The 21,668-nt window shown below is 69.4% G+C and carries 20 protein-coding genes; 14 read left to right on the top strand and 6 right to left on the bottom strand.

Annotation, left to right across the window (positions count from 1 at the left end; translation table 11 throughout):
* Positions 1-275: 275 nt before the first annotated feature.
* Positions 276-1,160 carry a hypothetical protein gene (locus ACLML9_RS14545; protein ID WP_411946020.1) on the bottom strand — a complete coding sequence of 295 codons (885 nt, stop codon included), beginning with the start codon at positions 1,158-1,160 and terminating at the stop codon, positions 276-278.
* 36 nt (positions 1,161-1,196) lie between these two features.
* Between ACLML9_RS14545 and glmS the strand changes: the two genes are divergently transcribed.
* On the top strand, positions 1,197-3,080 hold the full coding sequence (gene glmS / locus ACLML9_RS14540) for a glutamine--fructose-6-phosphate transaminase (isomerizing) (RefSeq protein WP_411946019.1): 1,884 nt from the start codon (positions 1,197-1,199) through the stop codon (positions 3,078-3,080).
* Positions 3,081-3,113: 33 nt separating this feature from the next.
* Here the strand turns inward: glmS and ACLML9_RS14535 are convergent, their stop codons facing one another.
* The gene (locus ACLML9_RS14535; protein WP_411946018.1) at positions 3,114-3,524 is read right to left on the bottom strand and encodes a cupredoxin domain-containing protein; all 411 of its coding nucleotides are present in this window, start codon (positions 3,522-3,524) and stop codon (positions 3,114-3,116) included.
* Positions 3,525-3,581: 57 nt separating this feature from the next.
* Here ACLML9_RS14535 and ACLML9_RS14530 point away from each other — a divergent pair, with 57 nt between their 5' ends.
* From ACLML9_RS14530 to tsaD, 7 genes are all read left to right on the top strand, one after another.
* Positions 3,582-5,045: an NAD(P)H-hydrate dehydratase gene (locus ACLML9_RS14530; RefSeq protein ID WP_411946017.1), complete on the top strand. Its 1,464-nt coding sequence runs from the start codon at positions 3,582-3,584 to the stop codon at positions 5,043-5,045.
* Positions 5,046-5,097: 52 nt separating this feature from the next.
* Positions 5,098-6,246, top strand: a complete 1,149-nt coding sequence (alr, locus tag ACLML9_RS14525) for an alanine racemase (RefSeq protein ID WP_411946016.1) — start codon at positions 5,098-5,100, stop codon at positions 6,244-6,246.
* On the top strand, positions 6,243-7,322 hold the full coding sequence (locus tag ACLML9_RS14520; protein ID WP_411946015.1) for an alpha/beta fold hydrolase: 1,080 nt from the start codon (positions 6,243-6,245) through the stop codon (positions 7,320-7,322). Before alr ends, ACLML9_RS14520 begins: the two co-directional genes overlap by 4 nt.
* Positions 7,315-7,782, top strand: coding sequence for a tRNA (adenosine(37)-N6)-threonylcarbamoyltransferase complex ATPase subunit type 1 TsaE (gene tsaE, locus ACLML9_RS14515; RefSeq protein ID WP_030522232.1), 468 nt, complete (start codon positions 7,315-7,317; stop codon positions 7,780-7,782). Before ACLML9_RS14520 ends, tsaE begins: the two co-directional genes overlap by 8 nt.
* A gap of 85 nt (positions 7,783-7,867) precedes the next feature.
* Positions 7,868-8,575 carry a tRNA (adenosine(37)-N6)-threonylcarbamoyltransferase complex dimerization subunit type 1 TsaB gene (gene tsaB / locus ACLML9_RS14510; RefSeq protein ID WP_411946014.1) on the top strand — a complete coding sequence of 236 codons (708 nt, stop codon included), beginning with the start codon at positions 7,868-7,870 and terminating at the stop codon, positions 8,573-8,575.
* 2 nt (positions 8,576-8,577) lie between these two features.
* Positions 8,578-9,105 (top strand): ribosomal protein S18-alanine N-acetyltransferase, encoded by a 528-nt coding sequence (gene rimI, locus ACLML9_RS14505; RefSeq protein ID WP_411946013.1) that lies wholly within the window; start codon positions 8,578-8,580, stop codon positions 9,103-9,105.
* Positions 9,102-10,145 (top strand): tRNA (adenosine(37)-N6)-threonylcarbamoyltransferase complex transferase subunit TsaD, encoded by a 1,044-nt coding sequence (tsaD, locus tag ACLML9_RS14500; RefSeq protein ID WP_411946012.1) that lies wholly within the window; start codon positions 9,102-9,104, stop codon positions 10,143-10,145. Before rimI ends, tsaD begins: the two co-directional genes overlap by 4 nt.
* 372 nt (positions 10,146-10,517) lie before the next feature.
* Here tsaD and ACLML9_RS14495 read toward each other — a convergent pair whose 3' ends face one another.
* Positions 10,518-12,077: an Hsp70 family protein gene (locus ACLML9_RS14495; RefSeq protein ID WP_411946011.1), complete on the bottom strand. Its 1,560-nt coding sequence runs from the start codon at positions 12,075-12,077 to the stop codon at positions 10,518-10,520.
* A 504-nt stretch (positions 12,078-12,581) separates the two neighbouring features.
* On the opposite strand from ACLML9_RS14495, the gene groES reads away from it, so the two are divergent.
* Together groES and groL are read left to right on the top strand one after the other, a co-directional pair.
* Positions 12,582-12,884: a co-chaperone GroES gene (groES, locus tag ACLML9_RS14490; RefSeq protein ID WP_030522227.1), complete on the top strand. Its 303-nt coding sequence runs from the start codon at positions 12,582-12,584 to the stop codon at positions 12,882-12,884.
* Between the two features lie 102 nt (positions 12,885-12,986).
* Positions 12,987-14,594: a chaperonin GroEL gene (gene groL, locus ACLML9_RS14485; protein WP_411946010.1), complete on the top strand. Its 1,608-nt coding sequence runs from the start codon at positions 12,987-12,989 to the stop codon at positions 14,592-14,594.
* Between the two features lie 66 nt (positions 14,595-14,660).
* Here the strand turns inward: groL and sigK are convergent, their stop codons facing one another.
* Both sigK and ACLML9_RS14475 read right to left on the bottom strand, forming a co-directional pair.
* On the bottom strand, positions 14,661-15,275 hold the full coding sequence (gene sigK / locus ACLML9_RS14480) for an ECF RNA polymerase sigma factor SigK (RefSeq protein WP_411946009.1): 615 nt from the start codon (positions 15,273-15,275) through the stop codon (positions 14,661-14,663).
* 106 nt (positions 15,276-15,381) lie between these two features.
* Positions 15,382-15,675 (bottom strand): WhiB family transcriptional regulator, encoded by a 294-nt coding sequence (locus tag ACLML9_RS14475; RefSeq protein ID WP_030522224.1) that lies wholly within the window; start codon positions 15,673-15,675, stop codon positions 15,382-15,384.
* A gap of 660 nt (positions 15,676-16,335) precedes the next feature.
* Here ACLML9_RS14475 and ACLML9_RS14470 point away from each other — a divergent pair.
* From ACLML9_RS14470 to ACLML9_RS14460, 3 genes are all read left to right on the top strand, one after another.
* A complete protein-coding gene (locus ACLML9_RS14470) occupies positions 16,336-17,331 on the top strand; it encodes a hypothetical protein (RefSeq protein WP_411946008.1) in 996 nt (331 codons plus the stop codon).
* A 126-nt stretch (positions 17,332-17,457) separates the two neighbouring features.
* A complete protein-coding gene (locus tag ACLML9_RS14465) occupies positions 17,458-18,036 on the top strand; it encodes a sigma-70 family RNA polymerase sigma factor (RefSeq protein ID WP_063128200.1) in 579 nt (192 codons plus the stop codon).
* A 94-nt stretch (positions 18,037-18,130) separates the two neighbouring features.
* Positions 18,131-19,216 carry an anti-sigma-D factor RsdA gene (locus ACLML9_RS14460; RefSeq protein WP_411946007.1) on the top strand — a complete coding sequence of 362 codons (1,086 nt, stop codon included), beginning with the start codon at positions 18,131-18,133 and terminating at the stop codon, positions 19,214-19,216.
* A 161-nt stretch (positions 19,217-19,377) separates the two neighbouring features.
* Here the strand turns inward: ACLML9_RS14460 and ACLML9_RS14455 are convergent, their stop codons facing one another.
* Positions 19,378-19,791 (bottom strand): DUF5319 domain-containing protein, encoded by a 414-nt coding sequence (locus tag ACLML9_RS14455; protein ID WP_030522220.1) that lies wholly within the window; start codon positions 19,789-19,791, stop codon positions 19,378-19,380.
* Positions 19,792-20,037: 246 nt separating this feature from the next.
* Here ACLML9_RS14455 and guaB point away from each other — a divergent pair, with 246 nt between their 5' ends.
* On the top strand, positions 20,038-21,579 hold the full coding sequence (guaB, locus tag ACLML9_RS14450) for an IMP dehydrogenase (RefSeq protein WP_411946006.1): 1,542 nt from the start codon (positions 20,038-20,040) through the stop codon (positions 21,577-21,579).
* Positions 21,580-21,668 lie beyond the last annotated feature (89 nt).

Below are 21,668 nucleotides of genomic sequence, written 5' to 3'. Positions count from 1 at the left end.
CGCAGCTCCGGAAAACCTGACAGGATGTGATGGGCATCACTATCCGTGAGTCCGTGGCTCATGGCCGACCGTGCTCATCTCCGATCTGTGCCGGGGTGAAGTGCGCGCAGGGGCCGCTCTCTACTCCAGGGTGCAGAGCGCCGGTGCTTCCCAGCGTCGGAGCCACCCGGGGCCTCGAAGCGTCGCGGGGCGGACCCGTCCCGCGTCTGTCCGGTGCTGGTTACGCTCTGCCGGTGGACGACGACCGGACCGTTCGTCTCCGGTGGGTGCCGGCGTTACTTGCGGAGTGTCCGGACGAGTTTGCCGACCGCCGCCGGGTCGGGGGTCGCGGCGGCTCTCCGGCTCTCCTCTCGGTTCAGAAGGGCGGTTGCCGGGTCGATGACGTGGGTGTGGCGGATCGAGGTCTCCGGGTCGGCGAACGGGTTGTAGGTCTTGTCGCCGAGCAGGGTGTACAGCAGGTACCCGGTGAGCAGAGCGCGGGTGGCGCGGGACGTCTTTTCCTCGTGTTTGCCGCCGCCGAGTGCGGCCGGCAGCCGGCGGCCCTCGGTGAGCCCGTTGTGACCCGCGCCGTCGAGCGTGCGCAGGATCACCGGACCGCCCCAGGTCGCGGCGAGGGGGACCGCGTCGGAGTTCGGCGAATCGGCATCGCTCACCCCGGCCAGGATCAATGCCGGGGTGGTGAGGTCGCCGGCCACCGAGGTGGCGGCGGGGGCGGTGGGCGCCGGGAACAGCGGGGCCACCGCGGCCACCGGGCGCTGGGCGGCGGCGAGTACGGCCGCGCCCGCGCCCATCCCGTGGCCCGCGAGCGCCAGGCGTTCGGGGTGCACGGTGAGGGTGCCGTCGCCCAGCCGGACCCCGGTGCAGATATCGAGGGTGGTGAGCAGATCGGTGGCGAGGTTCAGATGGGACGGCAGCGGGCCGCGCTCGGTATCGGGGGCGGCCGCCACGATGCCCCAGGACGCGAGGTGTTCGAGCAGCGTGCGGTAGTTGCCGGCGCCGTTCAGCCAGCCGTGCCCGAACGCGACCGCGGGTAGATCGCGGCCGGTCTCGGGCGTGTACACCACCCCGGGCTGACCCGCGATGGCAAGGTTGCCGCGGAGCACCCGATGCGGGCCGCGGCCGGTCAGAGTGCTCAGAAGTGATTTCACAGACGCCGACACGACGAGAACGTTAGCCGATAAGTAGGCTGGGGAGCCATGTGCGGAATCGTGGGGTACGTCGGGTATCGGGACGCGTTGGGCGTCGTCGTCGCTGCCTTGCGCCGCATGGAGTACCGAGGTTACGACTCGGCGGGCGTGGCGATTCTCGACGGCGCCGGTGGCGTGGCGGTCGAGCGGCACGCCGGGCGACTGAGCAATCTGGAAGCGGCATTGGAGACCGCGGGCCCGGACGAATTCGCCGGTACCACCGGTATGGGGCATACGCGATGGGCCACCCACGGCGCGCCGACCGACCGCAACGCCCATCCGCACCAGGATGTGAGCGGCAAGGTCGCGGTCGTGCACAACGGCATCATCGAGAACTTCGCCCAGCTGCGGCGTGAACTCGAGGACGCCGGTGTCGAACTGCGCAGTGAGACCGATACCGAGGTCGCCGTGCACCTGGTCGCCCGGGCCTACGCCGCGGGGCCGACCGCGGGCGACTTCGAGGCCAGCACGCTTTCGGTACTCCGGCGGCTCGAGGGTGCGTTCACACTGGTGTTCACGCACGCCGACCATCCGGGAAAGATCATCGCGGCGCGTCATTCGACTCCGCTGGTCGTCGGTGTGGGCGAGAACGAGATGTTCATCGCCTCCGACCTGACCGCGTTCATCGAGCACACCCGCGAGGCGGTCGAGCTCGGCGAGGGCCAGGCCGTGGTGATCACCGCCGACGGCTACCGCGTCACCGACTTCGACGGTTCCACCGAAGGCGTGAGCACCCGGCCGTTCACCATCGACTGGGATCTGGCCGCCGCCGAGAAGGGCGGTCACGACTACTTCATGCTCAAGGAGATCGACGAGCAGCCCGGCGCGGTCGCCGATACGCTCATCGGTCACTTCGATCAGACCCCCGGCCGGGCCGGTCGGATCGTGCTGGACGAGCAGCGCCTCTCCGATCAGGAGTTGCGTGATGTGGAGAAGGTTTTCGTGGTGGCCTGCGGTAGCGCCTACCACTCCGGCCTGGTCGCCAAGTACGCCATCGAGCACTGGACGCGGCTGCCGGTGGAAGTGGAGCTGGCCAGCGAGTTCCGCTACCGGGACCCGGTACTGGACCGATCGACCCTGGTGGTGGCGGTCTCCCAGTCCGGTGAGACGGCCGACACACTGGAAGCCGTCCGGCACGCCAAGAGCCAGAAGGCCCGGGTGCTGGCGGTCTGCAATACCAACGGCGCGCAGATCCCGCGTGAATCCGACGCGGTGCTCTACACCCGGGCCGGGCCGGAGATCGGGGTCGCCTCCACCAAGGCGTTCCTCGCGCAGGTGACGGCGAACCTGCTGGTCGGGCTGGCGCTGGCCCAGGCGCGCGGTACCAAGTACCCCGACGAGGTGGCACGTGAGTTCGCCGAGCTGGAGGCCATGCCGAAGCTGGTGGAGCAGGTGCTGGAAACGGCGCCGCAGGTGCGGGCTATCGCCCGGGAACTGGCGCGCGAACGCACCATCCTTTTCCTCGGCCGCCATGTCGGATACCCGGTGGCGCTCGAAGGTGCACTCAAGCTCAAGGAACTGGCGTATATGCACGCGGAGGGTTTTGCCGCGGGTGAGCTCAAGCACGGCCCGATCGCGCTGATCGAGGGCGGGCTGCCGGTGATCGTGGTCATGCCCTCGCCCAAGGGGCGCGGGGTGCTGCACTCCAAACTGCTGAGCAATATCCGGGAGATCCAGGCTCGCGGGGCGCGCACGATCGTGATCGCGGAGGAGGGCGACGATCTGGTACGCCCGTTCGCCGACGATCTGATCGAGATCCCGTCCGCGCCGACCCTCTACCAACCGCTGCTGTCGACGGTGCCGCTGCAGATCTTCGCCGCCGAGGTGGCGCAGGCCCGCGGCTACGACGTGGACAAACCGCGGAACCTGGCGAAATCCGTCACCGTGGAATAGCCGACGGGGTAACCGGTGCCCCGGTTGCCCCGTTTACTCCTCGACCGTGATGGTGCCGCGCATATCCGGGTGGATCGGGCACAGGTAGCGGTATTCGCCCGGCTGGGTGAAGGTGTGGCTCCAATCGCCCACCTCGAACAACGGGCTGTTGATGCTCATCGCCTTGTCGCCGATGCCCTGGACACCGTGTGGCAGGTCGCCGTCGAAATGCCAGGACACCGTATCGCCCGCGGAGATGGTGATATCGCCCGGCGAGAAGTGGTCGTCTTCGACCTCGACGGTGACGGTGGCGGTGGCCTCCGAATCGTGCTGCGAATGTGCGCCGGAGGTATCGGTTTTCGCTACCTCTTCTGCCGCATCACCGGAGCCGCAGCCGGACAGCAGTGCCGTGACGAGGGCGAATCCGGCGGCCGGGACGAGTACGGCGCGGTGAACTCTGGACATGGAGGTCAAGCGTAGTCTGCTGGCATCGCTGCCCGTCCGTCCACGGAGGTGTGTCCGGTGACCCAACCGCTCGGCTATTACACCGCCGACGAGGTGCGCCTCGCCGAGGCCGAACTGTTCACCAGAGTTCCCGACGGAGTGCCCATGCGCCGCGCCGCGTACGGCCTGGCCACGGTGGTCGCGGCCGAGTTGCGGGCGCGCAGCGGTGGGGTCGCGGGGCGGGCGGTGGCGTTGCTGGTGGGCTCGGGCGACAACGGCGGAGACGCGCTGTGGGCGGGCGTGACGTTGCGCCGGCGGGGTGTCGCGGTGACCGCGGTACTGCTGAATCCGGCGCGGGCGCATACGGCCGGGCTGGCCGCTCTGCGCCGCGCCGGCGGACGGGTGTGCGCCGACCCGGTGACGGCGGTCACGGAAATCGCCGACGCCGATCTGGTGATCGACGGGATCGTCGGTATCTCCGGCCGTGGCCCGCTGCGCCCGGATGCGGCGAGAATCGTTGCGGAAGTCGATGTTCCGATCATCGCGGCCGACCTGCCCAGTGGGCTCGACCCGGATACCGGTGCGGTGTCCGGGCCCGCGGTCCGGGCGGCGGTCACCGTCACCTTCGGCGCCCGTAAACCCGTGCACGCGCTGGCCGCGGACCGGTGCGGCCGGATCGAGCTGGTGCCCATCGGTTTACGGCTGCCCGAACCCGGCCTGGCCGCGTGGGATCCCGCCGCGGTGGGCGCGGCCTGGCCGGTGCCGGGAGCCGCGGACGACAAGTACACGCAGGGTGTCACCGGGGTGCAGGCCGGCAGCGCGACCTACCCGGGCGCGGCCGTGCTCTGTACGGGCGCGGCGGTGGCCGCGACCTCCGGGATGGTGCGCTATGCGGGTACCGCCGCGTCCGCGGTGCTCGCGCGGTATCCGGAGGTGATCGCGGTAGCCGATCCGGCGGACGCGGGCCGGGTGCAGTCCTGGGTCTTCGGTCCGGGCTCCGGGACCGATCCCGGCGCGCGCGATCACCTGGCCGAGATCCTGGCCACCGACCTGCCGGTCGTCGTCGATGCCGACGGTCTGACCCTGCTGGCGAGTGAACCGGAGCTGGTGCGGGGTCGCCGGGCTCCCACCGTGCTCACCCCGCACGCCGGTGAGTTCCGCCGGCTCACCGGTGCGGATCCGGCACCCGACCGGGTCGCCGCGGTCCGGGAGTTCGCCGAATCGTGGCAGGTCACCGTGCTGCTGAAAGGCCGGGCGACCCTGGTCGCCGCCCCCGGGCGGCAGGTGCTGGTCAATGAGGCCGGCGGTTCCTGGGCCGCCACCGCCGGCGCCGGTGACGTGCTCTCCGGGGTGATCGGGGCGCTGCTCGCCGCAGGCCGCGATCCGCTTTTCGCCGCGGCCGCCGCGGCCCGCGTGCACGCACTCGCCGCGGGGCTCGCCGCCCATGACACCCCGGGCGGGACCGCCGCCCCCGTCTCGGCGACTCCGCTGCTGCGTCATATCCCCGCCGCCATCGCGACGCTCCGCGCACTGACTGCCTGAGATACGCCCGCCCGGGCCCCGCGGGTGGCCGCCGTCGCGTCCGCGCGCCGGGATGGCAGTATCGGCAGGTGTGAACGGTCAAGTGGAAGCAGTCGTCGACCTGGACGCCATCGCACACAACGTCGGAGTACTGCGTGCGCACGCAGGCGACGCCGCGGTGATGGTGGTCGTCAAGGCGGACGGCTACAACCACGGGGCCGTCGAGGTCGCCCGGACGGCGCTGGCCGCGGGCGCGGCCGAACTGGGGGTCACCACGGTGGCCGAGGCGGTCGCGCTGCGCGAGGCCGGCATCGAGGCGCCGATCCTGTGCTGGCTCAATATCTGTGACGCGGATTACGCCGCCGCCGTCGCCGCCGATATCGAAATCGGTATCTCCTCGGCGGAGCAGTTGGACACCGTCGCCGCAGCCGCCCGCGGCCTGGGCGAACAGGCTGCCGTGAGTCTCAAGGTCGACACCGGACTCAATCGCAACGGGATCGAGCAGGGGGCCTATCCCGTGGTTCTCGCCGCCCTGCGGAAGCTGGTCGACGAGGGGGTGGTGCGTTTCCGGGCGATCTTCTCCCATCTCGCGCATGCCGACGAGCCCTATCACCCGACCATCGACCTGCAACGCGACCGGTTCCTCGACGCCATCGCGGCGGCCAAGGAATACGGTCTGGAGCCCGAACTCGTGCACCTGGCCAATTCCGCGGCCACGCTGACCCGGCCCGATCTGGCCTTCGATATGGTCCGCCCCGGCATCGCCGTGTACGGGCTCACCCCGGTCCCCGATATCGGCGATTTCGAGCTGCGGCCCGCGATGACCTTCCAGGCCGAGGTGGCGCTGGTCAAACAGGTCCCCAAGGGCGAAGGGGTGTCCTACGGACACGAATGGATCGCCCCGGCCGACACCACCGCCGCGCTGATTCCCGCCGGATACGCCGACGGTGTATTCCGTACCCTGGGTGGACGGATGCAGGTGTGGGTCGGTGGGCGCAACCGTCCCAACCGCGGCCGGGTGTGCATGGATCAGCTGGTGGTGGACCTGGGCGACAATGCCGAGGGCGTGGCCGAAGGCGATACCGCGATCTTGTTCGGACCGGGTTCCCACGGTGAACCGCGGGCCCAGGATTGGGCCGATCTGCTCGGCACCATCCACTACGAAGTGGTGTGCGCGCCCCGTGGCCGGGTACACCGGCGGTATCGAGGGGGTACCCGATGAAACGAGGAACGACCCTGTTGCGCGGTGGGCTGGCCACCGCCGGGGTGGTCGGCGCCATGGCCGGCGTGCACGCGCTGCGCCGGGCCGGTGCGAAAGTACTGTGGCCGCCCGTCCGCGACGAGTACCGGGACGAGAACTTCGCCCTGATCGATCTCGACCGGGCCGGTGAAGTGCTCGCCGACGACGGTGTGTGCCTGGCCACCCGGGAGTGGGGTTCCGGCGACGCGGCCGCCACAGTCGTTTTCGTGCACGGTTTCTGCAACAGCATGGAGTCGTTCCATTTCCAGCGTCGCCACCTGGCGCAGCGCTGGGGTTCGCGGTTACGGCTGGTGCTGTTCGATCTGCGCGGCCACGGCCGCTCGGGAACGCCGCAAACCGACAGCTGTACGGTGTCCCAGCTCGGCCGCGACCTACTCACGGTGATCGACGCGCGCGCGCCGCGCGGGCCGTTGATCCTGGTCGGGCATTCGCTGGGCGGGATGGCGGTACTGGCCGCGGCCGCCCATGCCGGCGGTCTCTTCGCGCAGCGGGTGCACGGGGTCGCGCTGCTGTCCACCGCGGCCGCCGAGGTCGCCTCCTCCGGTATCGGGCAGTTACTGCGCAATCCCGCGATCGACGGATTCCGGTTGGCCGTGCACACCGCTCCGGCGCTGGTACAGGCCGGGCGGGTCACCGCTCGCCATGTGATCACGCCGATCCTGCACGTGAGTTCGTTCCACGGGCCGGTCAGTCCGACGCTGTCGCGGTTCACCACCATGATGATCGACCGCACCCCGGTGAAAACCGTGGTGAAGTTCCTGAAGGCCCTCGAACTGCACGACGAGGCGGCGGCCCTGCCGGTGCTGCGGGATACCCCGACGCTGGTCCTCGGCGGCACCCGGGACCTGGTCATTCCCTTCCGCAATTCCCGTGTGCTGGCACGCGAATTGGCCGATTGCGAACTCGTCCGGCTCCCCGAGGCGGCACATATGCCGCAGCTGCAGTACCCGGAGGAGACCAACGCCGCGCTGGACCGGTTGCTGGTGCGGGCCGGAGTGGTCGGCGAGGACGACCGGTGGGAGGCCACCGGTGGCTGACCGCGGCGAACGCCTGCTGCCGGAGGTCACCGATACCGAGGCGCTCGGGCGGGAACTGGCCGGCGGGCTGCGGGCCGGCGACCTGGTGGTGCTCGACGGACCGCTGGGTGCCGGTAAAACGGCCCTGACCCGCGGTATCGCGTCCGGGCTCGGGGTCGGTGGGCGGGTGAGTTCGCCGACGTTCGTCATCGCGCGCCGGCATCCGGCAGGGGAACGTGCCGATGGCCCGCCGGTGCCGCTGGTCCATGTCGACGCCTATCGGCTCGGCGGCAGCCTCGACGAACTCGACGCACTCGATCTGGACACCGAACTCGACGACGCGGTCGTGGTGGTCGAGTGGGGCGGCGGGATGGCGGAGCGGTTGACCGGCCGGCATCTGCTGGTGCGGATGTCGCGGGAGCCGGAATCCGAAGTCCGCACGGCATCTTGGGAGTGGGTGCACACCGGGGCGGCGCACTAGATCGCAGGAAATCGGCAACCTCGCTGCTGGGGCGCCGTGCGCCACCGCCGTGTGAAGCGGGTCACCCGGTATCGTTGACCAGACCATGCTTGCACTTGCTGTCGACACCGCGACGCCTGCCGTCACGGCGGGTCTCGTCGAACTGGAGCAGGCGGCCGCCGGTGCGAACACCTCGGACGCCGCCGCACCGCGCACTCTTGCCGCCCGCGTACTCGTCGACGCCCGCGCGCACGCCGAGGCGCTCACCCCACAGATTCTGGAATGCCTGGCCGAGGCCGGGGTGTCGCGCGCCGATATCGGGGCGGTCGTCACCGGGATCGGTCCGGGGCCGTTCACCGGGCTGCGGGTCGGGATGGCCACCGCGGCCGCGTTCGGTGATGCGCTGGGTATCCCGGTGCACGGTGTGTGCAGCCTGGACGCGATCGCCGCCGAGTGCGCGCCCGAACTCGGGCCCGACGATGAATTGCTCGTGGTCACCGATGCCCGCCGGCGCGAGGTCTATGCCGCGCGTTATCGCGATCGCGGTCGCATCCGGGTTGCCGGACCCGAGGTGTGCAAACCCGGCGAACTGCCGGTGGCCGGTGCGACCAAGATCGCCGGATCGGCCGCGCACACCGCGCTGTTCGCACTTCCCGCGCTGGCCGTGCAGACACCCTCGCCGGCCGCGCTCGTGCAGGTGGCGGCGGACGCGCTGCGGTCGGGCGTGATCCCCGAACCGCTGGTCCCGCTGTATTTGCGCCGCCCCGACGCGGTCGAACGCAGCTACCGCACTCTCGACCGGATGGGAGCGTGACAATGGGAGTTCGTACCACGGGAATTCGTATCGAACCCATGGAGCCGACCGATATCGCGGGCTGCGTGGAACTGGAACAGGTGCTGTTCCCGGAAGACGATCCGTGGCAGGCCGTGGCATTCCACTCCGAGCTGGCCGCGGGATACAACCGCTACATCACCGCTCGCGACGACGCCGGGAACATGGTGGGCTACGCGGGAATCGCGCTGCTCGGTGACGCCGAGCACCCCGAGGCCGAGGTGCACACCATCGGAGTGGACCCGACCTGTCACCGGGCCGGTATCGGCACGCTGCTGCTGGAGGCGCTGCTCACCGAGGCCGGGCGGCGGGGCGGGCCGGTGTTCCTCGAGGTGCGCACCGACAACACCGCCGCGATCTCCATGTATGCCAAGCACGGGTTCCACATCATCGGCCTGCGCAAGAACTACTACCACCCCAGCGGCGCGGACGCGTACACGATGCGCCGCCCGGCGCTGGAGGACGTCCCGGTGGTCTTCGGCGCCCGGACACCGGACGGGGTGCTGTCGTGATCGTCATGGGCATCGAGAGCTCCTGTGACGAGACCGGGGTGGGCATCGTGCGCCGCCGTCCCGACGGCAGCTGTGAACTCCTGGCCGACGAGGTCGCCTCCAGTGTGGCCGAGCACGCCCGGTTCGGCGGTGTGGTGCCCGAGATCGCCTCGCGGGCCCATCTCGAGGCGCTCGTGCCCGCCATGCGGCGCGCTCTCGCCGCGGCGGGGATCGCCGCGCCCGATGCCCTGGCGGTGACGATCGGTCCCGGTCTGGCGGGAGCGCTGCTGGTCGGTGTCGCGGCCGCCAAAGCCTATGCGGCGGCCTGGGATATCCCGTTCTACGCGCTGAACCATCTCGGCGGGCATGTGGCGGTGGACACCCTCGAACACGGCCCGATGCCGCCCTGTGTGGCACTGCTGGTCTCCGGAGGTCATACCCATCTGCTGCACGTCGAGGATCTGTCGAAGCCGCTGATCGAATTGGGCAGTACGGTCGACGATGCCGCCGGCGAGGCATTCGACAAGGTCGCCCGGCTACTGGGACTCGGCTATCCGGGCGGTCCCGCGCTGGACGCGGCCGCGGTCACCGGTGACCCGGCGGCCATCGCCTTCCCGCGAGGTATGACCGGACCGCGGGACCCGCGCTACGACTTCTCGTTCTCCGGGTTGAAGACCGCGGTCGCTCGCTACGTGGAGGCGCAGGCCCGTCAGGGCATCGAGCCGGAGCAGCTGCCGATTCCGGATATCGCGGCCTCGTTCCAGGAGTCGGTCGCCGATGTGCTCACCATGAAAGCGGTGCGCGCGGCGCAGGATGTGGGCGTGGACACCCTGGTACTGGGCGGCGGCGCGACCGCCAACACGCGGATCCGCTCGCTGGCCGAGGAACGGTGCGCCGCGGCCGGTTTGACACTGCGCATCCCGAAACCCCGGCTCTGCACCGATAACGGCGTGATGATCGCGGCGCTGGGCGCGCATGTGATCGGCGGCGGCGCGGCGCCGTCACCGCTGTCGGTGGCCACCGACCCCGGGCTGCCGGTATCGGTCAGCCAGGTGGGCTGACCGGCCACCGACCTGCCCGGCGGCCGGCGAAGACGGGTTCGCGGAAGACCGGACCGTGGCCTTCTATCCGCGTCTCGCGGGCGCGACCGAATCGGAGCCGCCGCTGTGCCGGTGTTGGAAGCCTGCCGGCGGCCCGCGCCGAAGATGCTGCCGCGACGAGGAAGCGCGACCGGATGCCTTCGGTGCGTTCGTACCCGCCGTCCACCACGGCGCCCCCGTGGCACCGAGAAGTCGTCGACTTCCTCGACGGGCACGCCGCCGTACCGGGGATGGCGTGGAGGCGTGCCGGACGTTACCCGGTGCCCGACGTTGCCCGAGCCGTCGGTGGGTCCGTGGTGTCACGGACGCGCGGGCACCGTGCAGGGCCAACGGTTATCCCGCCGAACCCGAATTGGGCAATCGAGGGGGTTGCGTAGGCGGAACCTCCAGGGTCGTCTGGGTTTGCAACGACCCGGACGGCGGCGGTACGTCCGAGGTGGACGGCTGATCCGTCGGTAGCTCACCCGACGAGGGCGGGGGGACCGGCGTGCCCGGACTCATCCCCTCCGGGAACGGAATATGCGGCAGGTTCGGATCCGGCCGCAGGGTGGGCGGAGATGGCTCGGTGCTCGGGGTGGTACTCGTGGACGGTTCGCCCGAGGTGGACGGCATCTCGTTCGTCGACTGGTACTCGCCGGTGCCGGGGTCGCCGGTCACCGGCGGCTCGGCGAGTGTCGTACTCGGCTCCCCGGCGTCGGCAGGCTCCTCGACGGGCTGCTGGGGGATCTCCTCGGTGGCGCCGGGCAGTACGGTGGTGGTCGTCGGCGCGATGGTGGCGGTGGTCGGCAGCTGAGCGCTGCTGGTGGTACCGGCCGGGGAGACCTCTTCGTCGGAACTCGGGGCCATGGTGTTGACCCCGTACCCGACGATCAGCCCCACCACCACGATGGCGCCGGCCACCGTGCCGAACGCCTTGAGCAGGGTATTGCCGGACTTGTCCGGGGTCAGCGCGCCGATCGGCGCGCTGGAGCGGGCGGTATCGGCGAGCAGCGCAGCGCCTTTGGCGATCACCGCGTCCGGGTCCGGCACCGTCAGTACCGGAAGCTCCAGTTCGTCGCGCAGGGTCTCCAGTACCGCCGGGATGTTCGCGCCGCCGCCGATCACCACCACCGCTTCCGGGGCGCGATCGGCCAGGCCGAAGGTCATCGACGCGAACCGCGCCATCTCGCGCCACACGCCGGCGGTGAGCGATTCGAAATCGGCGCGGGTGAGTTTGAGCGGTTTGCCCGCGATGTGGTCGATGGTGACGGCCTGGGTCACCGACAGATGTTCCTTGGCGGTGCGGGCCCGGTTCACCAGCACACTGCGATTGGGCCGGGTACCGCGCCGGGCATAGTGCTGATCGACCAGATGCCGGTACAGCAGGTCGTCGATCGCGCGGCCGCTGACCGTGGTGGACCGCGCGGTGTGCAGCACGGCGCCGTCGGCCGGGTCGGCCACCGAGACGGTACAGCCGGAGGCACCCAGGTCCACCACGGCCGCCGTGCCGTAGCGGTCCAGCAGGCCGGTGTCGCGCAGGAAGGTGAGCGCCGCGGTGGTCTCCGGAACCAGTTGCGGTTCGCGCTGTTTGCCGGTGGCGAGCCGGATCGCGTGCGCCTGCTCCTTGCTGCGGTAGGCGACCGCGACACCGGTGGGTGGGCGGTCGGCCATCACGTCGAGCCCGGAAGTCTGTGTCGCGGGCAGCTGGGTGCCGAAAACCGCCTCGTGGGAATGGCTCGCGGGCAGCTGAGTGGTCATCAGCTCGATGGAGGAGGCGACCAGATCCCCCAGATCTGAATGCGCGTCCGCGGAGACCACCCGGTAGTCGAAGGTGCGGGCGCCGTTGGCCGCGGTGGTGACCAGGGCGGAGCACACCACTTCGTTCCCGGCGGAGATGCCGAGCGATGTGCGCATACTCTCTTCACCTCCCTTCGAGTGGACGCGGCGGCCGTGCCGGATGGTGAGGTCCGGGCACGCCGAAAGGTGTTCGCGAAACCGCCGTCGTCTGCGGTGAACGGTGGTTCCGCGAACAACCATCACACATGGTGTCACGATCTGTTATCCGAACGTTACAGAGTCGGAGAATTATTGGGAAGTCCTCTTCCCTTTGGTCTACCCGGCTTTCGGGCTCCTAACCCGCCGACCAGCGAGCACGGCGGTTGGCGTCTTGGTGACAGCGTGACCGAATCGTTTCGAATCGGTCCCGCATTGGCAGCGCCTGCCCTTGAGCGCTGGCACTCTCATGTATAGAGTGCTAGTCGGCACCGATTGTTGCCCGGTGCCAGGCTTGACCACTGAGCAGGCGGTCCCGGCACCCGCGACGACGGGGCTTTGCGCAGGGTCAGCATCGTGACCGAATCGATGGTCCGGGACAACAGTTCCGGACGACCGTTATCCCCTGAAAGTGGAGGGCTCAACGTGGCGAGCGTGAACATCAAGCCGCTCGAGGACAAGATCCTCGTCCAGGCCAACGAGGCCGAGACGACGACCGCCTCCGGCCTGGTCATTCCCGATACGGCCAAGGAGAAGCCGCAGGAGGGCACCGTTGTCGCCGTCGGCCCCGGCCGGTGGGACGACGAAGGTGAGAAGCGCATCCCGCTGGATGTCCAGGAGGGCGACACCGTCATCTACAGCAAGTACGGCGGTACCGAGATCAAGTACCAGGGTGAGGAATACCTGATCCTGTCCGCGCGCGACGTGCTGGCTGTCGTCGGCAAGTAATCGACTGCCGCGCATGCGTTCCGCCCCGGTGTCGCACGGTGACCCGGGGCGGAGTGCTTTGTGCCACAACTCGAAGCGCACCAGATACAGGAGCGAAGACATATGGCAAAGCAGATCCAGTTCGACGAGCAGGCTCGCCGGGCGCTGGAGCGCGGTGTCGACAAGCTCGCCGACGCGGTCAAGGTCACTCTCGGCCCGCGGGGCCGGCATGTGGTGCTGGCCAAATCGTTCGGCGGCCCCACCGTCACCAACGACGGTGTCACCATCGCGCGTGATATCGATCTCGAGGATCCGTTCGAGAACCTCGGCGCCCAGCTGGTCAAGAGCGTCGCCACCAAGACCAACGATGTCGCCGGTGACGGCACCACCACCGCGACCGTGCTGGCCCAGGCCCTGGTGCGCGGCGGACTGAAGAACATCGCGGCGGGCGCCAACCCGATCGCGATCGGCGTGGGCCTGGCCAAGGCCGCGGACGCGGTGTCGGAGGCCCTGCTGGCCGCGGCCACCCCGGTCAGCGGCGAACAGGCCATCGCCCAGGTCGCCACCGTCTCCTCGCGGGACGAGGTCATCGGCGAGATGGTCGGCAAGGCGCTGACCACCGTCGGCAAGGACGGCGTGGTCACCGTCGAGGAATCCTCGACCCTGCAGACCGAACTCGTGATCACCGAGGGCGTGCAGTTCGACAAGGGCTACCTCTCGCCGTACTTCATCACCGACGGCGACAGCCAGGAAGCCGTGCTGGAGGACGCGCTGGTGCTGCTGCACCGCGAGAAGATCAGCTCGCTGCCCGATCTGCTGCCGCTGCTGGAGAAGATCGCCGAATCCGGTAAGCCGGTCCTGATCATCGCCGAGGACGTCGAGGGCGAGGCGCTGTCCACCCTGGTCGTCAACTCGATCCGCAAGACCCTCAAGGCCGTAGCGGTCAAGGCGCCGTTCTTCGGTGACCGCCGCAAGGCGTTCCTCGACGATCTGGCCGTGGTCACCGCGGGTACGGTCGTCAACCCCGACCTGGGCATCAACCTGCGTGACTCGGGTCTGGAGGTGCTGGGTTCGGCGCGGCGCGTGGTGGTCACCAAGGACACCACCACCATCATCGACGGCGCGGGCAGCGGCGACGATATCGCCGCCCGCAGCGCCCAGCTGCGCCGCGAGATCGAGGCCACCGATTCCGACTGGGATCGGGAGAAGCTCGAAGAGCGGCTGGCCAAATTGGCCGGTGGTGTCGCGGTGATCCAGGTCGGCGCGGCCACCGAGACCGCGCTCAAGGAGCGCAAGTACCGAGTCGAGGACGCGGTCAGTGCGGCCAAGGCCGCCGTCGAGGAGGGCATCGTCCCGGGCGGCGGTACCGCGCTGGTCCAGGCGGGCGCCAAGCTCGACGGGCTGATCTCCGGTCTGTCCGGGGACGAGGCCGTCGGTGCCGAGGTGCTGCGCGGCGCGCTGCGGGCCCCGCTGTACTGGATCGCCACCAACGCCGGTCTCGACGGTGCCGTCGTCGTCAGCAAGGTCGGCGAGGGCAAGGAAGGCTTCAACGCCGCCACCCTCACCTACGGTGATCTGCTCACCGACGGTGTCGTGGACCCGGTCAAGGTGACCCGGTCGGCCGTGATCAACGCGGCATCGGTGGCGCGGATGGTGCTGACCACCGAGAGCGCCGTGGTGGACAAGCCCGCCGAAGCGGAGAACGACCACGGGCACGGCCACGCCCACTGATCGCAATCCGGTTCGCCGGTTCCCGCCGCTCCGGTGAGAACCGGCCGCCGAACCGGAACGGGCCGTTCACGTCCGCTGTGGAATGTGAACGGCCCGTTTTCGTACCGGTCGCCGGTCGCCGAGGGAGGCCGGCCCTCCCATACTCTTCTTCAGCCTCATCAGGCCGTCGCGGATACGGGATTTGACGGTGGGTAGCCCGATATCCAGGTGACGGGCCACCTCGGCGTAGGTCCGGCCGTCGTAGTAGGCGAGTGAGATCGCCTCGCGCTGGGTCTCGGTCAGGGTGCGTAGCCCGACGACCACGGCCTGATGGTCGAGTTTGCGCTCGACCTCCTCGATGACCTCGTCGTATTCGTGCCCGAGTACCCGGGCGCCGTAGGCGATCTCGCGCTGGGTGTGGGCCTGCTCGGCGCGCACCCGGTCGACCGCGCGGCGATGGGCCAGTGTCATCAGCCAGGTCACCGCCGAGCCGCGCGCCGGATCGAAACTCGCCGCCGTGCGCCAAGTCTGCAGGTAAACCTCTTGAGTGGTCTCCTCGGCGAACCCGGAATCCTGGAGGACACGCAACACCAGACCGAAGACCCGGGTGCGGGTCCGGTCATACAGTTCGGCGAAAGCCTCGGCATCCGAGTGGCCGCAGCGCTGCAAGAGCGCTGAGAGCTCGATACTTTCCTGTGTCATCGGCCATAACAATAACCGCAAGCTATAACCGAGAGGGTATGCGGCCCCGCGGAACACACGGTGTCGCACCGCCGGGTAGCGGCAGGGAGCCGCTACCCGCGACCCCTCAGACCGCCATTCGGCGCCGGTTGCGCCGGGCGTGCATCTCCCGTTCGGTTTCCGACATTCCGCCCCAGATGCCGTAGGGCTCACTGACCTTCAGCGCGTGCGAACGGCACTGCATCAGCACGGGGCAGGACCTGCAGATCTCCTTCGCGCGCAGTTCGCGTGCCGCCCGTGCTCTGCCGCGTTCACCGTCGGGATGGAAGAACACCGCCGAGTCCACACCCCGGCAGGAACCGCGCATCTGCCAGTCCCAGACATCGGCGTTCGGTCCGGGAAGGTGGGTGGGCATGGGCATGGGGGAACTCCTCGTAGACGCGAGCTCGTCGGCATTGTCGAGCGAGTGATGAGTACAGCTGTCCGGCGGTGCCCGGGCGTTCGGGCGACCGCGCGGGGCCACATGCGTCGGCCGATGTGCACCGCTGCCGTCGGCATCCGTTGCGTTTTCGTCCGGCGCCGTCCGTGGCGATGAGTTACGTTAGGGGTACCGAGGAAATTCCGTCAACAGTTTGACGCCCTGATTTATCGGGTCTTTTGCGCGCTGAATTCAACCTCGATGACTGTTTACTTTCGCTAATCGCCCGGCGATACTGTGAGGTTGGCCTGTTGTCGGCGCTTCCGACGTGTCCGTGCTGGTCGACGTATTCGCAGGTGGGCCCGGCCCGTTCGGGGGCCTTCGATAGGTCCGGACCGAATTCCGCCCCGCGGACCGTCCCGGTGGGTTGAGGTGCCCCGATCTCGATACGATCACAGATGGCCGGTGGGGAGCCTCCGGGTTAATTAAGTGAAACGTCCTCGAATTCGATGCGTGGTCGCTCATGGATTGATGGGCGGAGATTAACCTGATGGAAACACCGCCCCTTCGGATCAATGCTGAAAGATAGCTGGGTCGGCGGTGATCCGCGGTACCCCGCTCGTTGCGCCCGGCGGTGGATCCGGCGGCCGGTACAGTGCGTCGGTGATCGCCCCCGGCACCCGCCTCGAATCCGATTCCCGCTCGGCCGCCCACGCCGCGTTCGGTGCGCGAACGGGCCGCACCGCTGCCGAGTTGCCGGAACCGTTGGATCCCCTCGAAATATGGTGGCGAGCGGTCGCTCTGGGTGGTGCGGGTCACTACGCCGCCGCCCACACCGCGCTGCGACGCCTGTCCGCGGCGACCACCGATCCGGTGTTGCTTTCACTCGCCGCCTCGACACAGGGGTCGCTGTTACGTCAGCTCGGCTGGCACCAGCGGGCCGCCGGGTACGACGGCCGGGCCGTGGCGCTCGTCCTCCCGGCGGTGGCCGCCCCTCCGGCCATGCCCTGGCCGACGGCTCCGGTCCCGGGCCGTGGACCCGGCCCGGGTTCCCGGTCCCCGCGTCCGGCGACAGCTGCGGCGGCCGGGCTGGGCGATTACGGCCGCCTGCCCGATGCGGTCGACGCCGCGGCCGACGCGCTGATCGGCCTGGCGGCCGACGCCCGGGGCGTCGGCCGGACCGCCCTGTCCACCCGGCTGCTGGATCGCTGCGCGGCCCTGCTGGATCGCCCGGCGCCCGAATGCGGCGCGCTCGATGCCGGTACGCCGGAGCGGTCGCGGACCCGGGTGCGGCTGCACTGGGTCCGCGCCGAAACCGCGCTGGCCGACGGTCACGTCGCGCCGGCGACGGCCGCGGCGGAGACCGCGCTCACGCTGGCCGAACAAGGTCCCTCGGTCCGGCATCGGATCAAATCGCGATTGCTGGTCGCCGCGGCCGCGAGCGCCGCCGGGCAGCCGGTCCGCGCCCTCGCGCTGGCGGACCGTATCGATGAGGAATGCCGTGTCTCCGGGTCGGTTCCGCTGCGGTGGGCCTGCGCCATGCTGCGCGGCGGCTTGGCGCCCGGACCGGGCGACCGCGACACGGCGGCCGCCGACGCGGAGGCGTGTCGCGCCCTCATCTCCCGGCGTGGCGGGCGATTTCGCGATGCGCGTGGGTAACCCGAGTTCCACCGTCTCGACCCGTACCGCCGCCGGTGTCCTATTGTGGAGCCGTTCCGCTGGACCGGCGGAAGCACCGGTCATCCCAGACCGTGCCACTTTGTAACGCCAGGAATTCCGCTGACGATGACGCACATGGGCGAAGAGTTGGACCGCGCCGTCGCCGCCGCTGCGCAGGGCGACAGGTCTGCTTTAGCTCAGGTACTGGAAATGGTCCGCCCGCTGGTGATGCGCTATTGCCGCGCGCGGATCGGTGTCGCGGAGCGTGGACAACTCTCCGCGGACGATGTCGCGCAGGAGGTCTGTCTAGCGGTCATGACCGCGCTACCCAGGTATCAGGACCAGGGTAGGCCGTTCATGGCCTTCGTATACGGAATCGCATCGCACAAGGTTGCCGACGCCCATCGCAACGCCTCCCGTAACAAGGCGGAGGCGATGGCCGAAGTACCAGATGTCATATCCACCGACCACGGCCCGGAGCAACGAGCTCTCGAATCGGAAACCAGCCGGCAGATGAACGCTCTGCTGGCCACTCTTCCGGAGAAACATCGAGAGATCTTGATCCTGCGCCTGGTCATGGGTCTGTCAGCAGAAGAAACCGCAACCGCCGTGGGCAGTACGGCGGGCGCGATCCGGGTGGCCCAGCACAGGGCGCTCGCAAAATTGAAGGCACAAGTGGCGAGGGCAGGTGAAATGTATGGCTAGGGATGGCGGGCGCGGTCGGGGCGACAAATGGGCGCGGCGTGCATCGCGAAACACCGATCCCTATGCCGAGGGCTCCGGTGCCGGATCCGAACCGGTGGATATCGTCGCAGTTCGTCGTGATGACGAACTGATCGACGCTATCGCCCGTGGCGGACCCGTCCCCACCGAGAGCACCGAGGAACTCCAGCTGGCGACATTGCTGGCGGATTGGCGGGCCGAGATCGTGGCACCGCCGCTACCCGACGCGCCCGACCTCGATACCGTGGTCGCGGCGGTCAACCAGGAGATCGGTGCCCGGCAGGCGCGGATCGGCGCGCAATCGGGAGGCCGCTTGCGGCTGCTCCGCCCGATCGCGACCACCGCCGCCGCGCTGGCACTCGTATTCGGCGGGCTCTCCGCCTTCTCGTATCAGGCCGAACCCGGTGACGCGCTGTGGCGCGTCAAAGAGGTGGTGTTCAGCGAACAGGCCCAGAGCACCGTCGTGCAGTACGCCGGTGACGATCTGGCCGCCGCGCAGACACTGCTCGACCAGGGCAGGCCCGACGAGGCGCGGGAACGGCTCGAGCAGGCTTCGGCCAATACGACCCAGGTCAACGACCCGACCAAGCGCAACGAACTCGTCGAACGCTGGAATCAGCTGTTCGACGAGGTCCGGAAGGTGATACCGCCGGACGTCGCCGCACAGCTGGAGCAGATCGCTCCCTCGCCCGATCCGGGCGCACCGGTGCCGCCGTCGCGTCCCGGTGGGACCACGGAACGGCCCGGGAGCACGGTGACCACCACTCCGGGCCCGGGCAGCGAACTGCCGTTCGATCGGCCGAGCGGTCCAGGCGGCAGTGACAAGCCGAGCGCTCCGGACATCCAGGCGCCCGTTCGGCCGGGGCCCGGCACCGACCGGCCGGACACGCAGGCACCGGACACCCACACTCCGGACACCCCGGCGCCGGATACACAGGCCCCGGACGGCACCACCGTCCCGGGCGTTCCGGGTACCACCACTCCGAACGGACCGGGTGTGGACTCGGTGGAGCCATCCACTCAGGCGCCGCCGTCCACGATCAGCACACCCGGCCCGGCCGAGCCGTCGACCGTGCCGGTGCCGCAGACCGTCGTGCCGGCCCCGTCGGTTCCCCAGCAGGCTCCGACCACGTTGCCGCTGCCGGGAGGCGCCACCAACTGAACGCCGCACACACCGATGGCCATCCACCTGGAAATTGTGGATGGCCATCGGTGTGTGTTCGGCCACAGTCGGTGTGAGTGCCGGGGAACCGGGCGTAGCCATGAAAAATCGATCGGCCGCCTGGTGCGGCCGATCAGCCGGGCGAACCGGCTACTCCGAAGTCAGCTGTCGAAGGCGTCGAACCCGTCGCCGTGGAATGCCTCGTTCATCGAGGCGTCCGCGTATCCGCGACAGTAATCCCAGGTGACGTAGGCTTCCGGAGTCGGGTCGTAGGCGGGCTCGTGCGGGCGGACCGTGCCGTCGACGAGGAGCTGTAACAGATTGGCGCGCAGCATGTCCCAGTCGTGATAGTGATCCTGCCGACAATCCTCACAGCTCACCACCAGCCCGCGGATACCGCGGTGCGCCAGTAGCGCCTCGTAGACTGCGAGATCGGCGAGATCCTCCTCGACCGCAAGGCGCTCGTGAGGATCCAGCGGTTCCCCCGGCTCGATGGCATCGAGCGCGGCGGACGGGTCGGCGGGATCTCCGGCGAACGGATCCGGCGGCAAGCCAGGTGGTAGATGGTCACGCACATCCCCACGGTACGCAGAACAGGGTGGTCTGCGCCAGCCGTCCGCGCCGTCAGTTTCGGCGATGCCCTCAGTTGATCCCTGGTGCGGGCGGACCGATACCATGGTGACACGGCGCCGACGAGTACCGATCACCCGGCCACCACCGGTCAGAACCGAATCGGTGCCGTAGTCCAATCCCAGTAACAGTTCGCTATCGGGTCGCCGCACCCCGTTAGCCCTGCCGACGTCCAGGAGGGGTCGATCCGAATGAGTAATCCCGTACCGGGCGAGCGCACCGTAGTCCGCCCTCATACGGGTGGTGACGATCCGAACAAGATCGCCATGCTCGGCCTCACCTTCGACGATGTACTGCTGCTCCCCGCCGCTTCGGATCTGATCCCCAGCTCGGTCGAGACATCCAGCCGGCTGACCCGGGAGGTCCGCCTGCGGACCCCGCTGGTGAGTTCCGCCATGGACACCGTCACCGAAGCCCGGATGGCCATCGCCATGGCCCGGGCCGGAGGCATGGGTGTTCTCCATCGCAATCTGTCGGTCGCCGACCAGGCGAGCCAGGTGGAAACCGTCAAACGGTCCGAAGCCGGGATGGTCACCGATCCGGTGACCTGCCGCCCCACCGATACCCTCGCCGAGGTCGACGCCATGTGCGCCCGGTTCCGGATCTCCGGCCTGCCGGTGGTCGACGAGACCGGCGCGCTGGTGGGCATCATCACCAACCGGGATATGCGCTTCGAGGTCGACCAGAACCGGCGCGTCGCCGATGTGATGACCAAGGTGCCGCTCATCACCGCCCAGGAGGGCGTCACCGCCGAGGCCGCGCTCGGCCTGCTGCGCCGGCACAAGGTGGAGAAGCTGCCGATCGTGGACGGCGAGGGCCGGCTGCGTGGGCTCATCACCGTGAAGGACTTCGTCAAGACCGATCAGTTCCCCGACGCCACCAAGGACCGCGACGGCCGCCTGCTGGTGGGTGCCGCGGTCGGTGTCGGAGACGACGCCTGGTCGCGCGCAATGACCCTGGCCGACGCCGGAGCCGATGTCATCGTGGTCGATACCGCGCACGGTCACCAGCGACAGGTGCTCAGCATGGTGAGCAAGGTGAAGGCCGAGGTCGGTGACCGCATCCAGGTCGTCGGCGGCAATATCGCCACCCGGGCCGGGGCCGCGGCGCTGGTCGAAGCGGGGGCCGACGCGGTGAAGGTCGGCGTCGGACCGGGCTCCATCTGCACCACCCGCGTGGTCGCCGGTGTCGGCGCCCCGCAGATCACCGCCATCCTCGAGGCCGTCTCCGCCTGTAAACCCGCCGGGGTCCCGGTCATCGCCGACGGCGGTATCCAGTTCTCCGGTGACATCGCCAAGGCCATCGCCGCGGGCGCCTCCACCGTGATGCTCGGTTCGCTGCTGGCCGGTACCGCCGAATCCCCGGGCGAACTGATCCTCGTCGGCGGTAAGCAGTTCAAGAGCTACCGCGGAATGGGTTCGCTGGGCGCCATGCAGGGTCGTGGGCAGGCGAAATCCTTCTCCAAGGACCGCTACTTCCAGGACGACGTCCTGGCCGAGGACAAGCTCGTCCCGGAGGGCATCGAAGGGCGGGTGCCCTTCCGTGGCCCGGTCAACCAGGTGATCCACCAGCTGGTCGGCGGCCTGCGTGCCGCCATGGGTTATACCGGTGCCCAGTCGATCACCGACCTGCAGGAAGCGCAGTTCGTACAGATCACCGCCGCGGGGTTGAAGGAAAGCCACCCGCACGACATCACGATGACCGTCGAGGCGCCGAACTACACCGGTAGGTGAGGCTCGGTCGAGGGCGCGCACCGGCGGGGGGGGGCCGCGGCCGCCCGGCCCCCCGCGGCCCCCCCCAACACGGGTGTGGGGTGCGCCCC

It is taken from the genome of Nocardia sp. NPDC002869, assembly GCF_046764065.1.
GTDB lineage: Bacteria > Actinomycetota > Actinomycetes > Mycobacteriales > Mycobacteriaceae > Nocardia > Nocardia rhamnosiphila.
This window is presented reverse-complemented; position numbering and strand designations above follow the sequence as displayed.

Coding starts and splice junctions, on each gene's coding strand:
- glmS (WP_411946019.1), top strand. CDS start 1,197: ATGTGCGGAATCGTGGGGTACGTCGGGTATCGGGACGCGTTGGGCGTC.
- ACLML9_RS14535 (WP_411946018.1), bottom strand. CDS start 3,524: ATGTCCAGAGTTCACCGCGCCGTACTCGTCCCGGCCGCCGGATTCGCC.
- alr (WP_411946016.1), top strand. CDS start 5,098: ATGGCAGTATCGGCAGGTGTGAACGGTCAAGTGGAAGCAGTCGTCGAC.
- ACLML9_RS14520 (WP_411946015.1), top strand. CDS start 6,243: ATGAAACGAGGAACGACCCTGTTGCGCGGTGGGCTGGCCACCGCCGGG.
- tsaB (WP_411946014.1), top strand. CDS start 7,868: ATGCTTGCACTTGCTGTCGACACCGCGACGCCTGCCGTCACGGCGGGT.
- rimI (WP_411946013.1), top strand. CDS start 8,578: ATGGGAGTTCGTACCACGGGAATTCGTATCGAACCCATGGAGCCGACC.
- ACLML9_RS14495 (WP_411946011.1), bottom strand. CDS start 12,077: ATGCGCACATCGCTCGGCATCTCCGCCGGGAACGAAGTGGTGTGCTCC.
- groL (WP_411946010.1), top strand. CDS start 12,987: ATGGCAAAGCAGATCCAGTTCGACGAGCAGGCTCGCCGGGCGCTGGAG.
- sigK (WP_411946009.1), bottom strand. CDS start 15,275: ATGACACAGGAAAGTATCGAGCTCTCAGCGCTCTTGCAGCGCTGCGGC.
- ACLML9_RS14475 (WP_030522224.1), bottom strand. CDS start 15,675: ATGCCCATGCCCACCCACCTTCCCGGACCGAACGCCGATGTCTGGGAC.
- ACLML9_RS14465 (WP_063128200.1), top strand. CDS start 17,458: ATGACGCACATGGGCGAAGAGTTGGACCGCGCCGTCGCCGCCGCTGCG.
- guaB (WP_411946006.1), top strand. CDS start 20,038: ATGAGTAATCCCGTACCGGGCGAGCGCACCGTAGTCCGCCCTCATACG.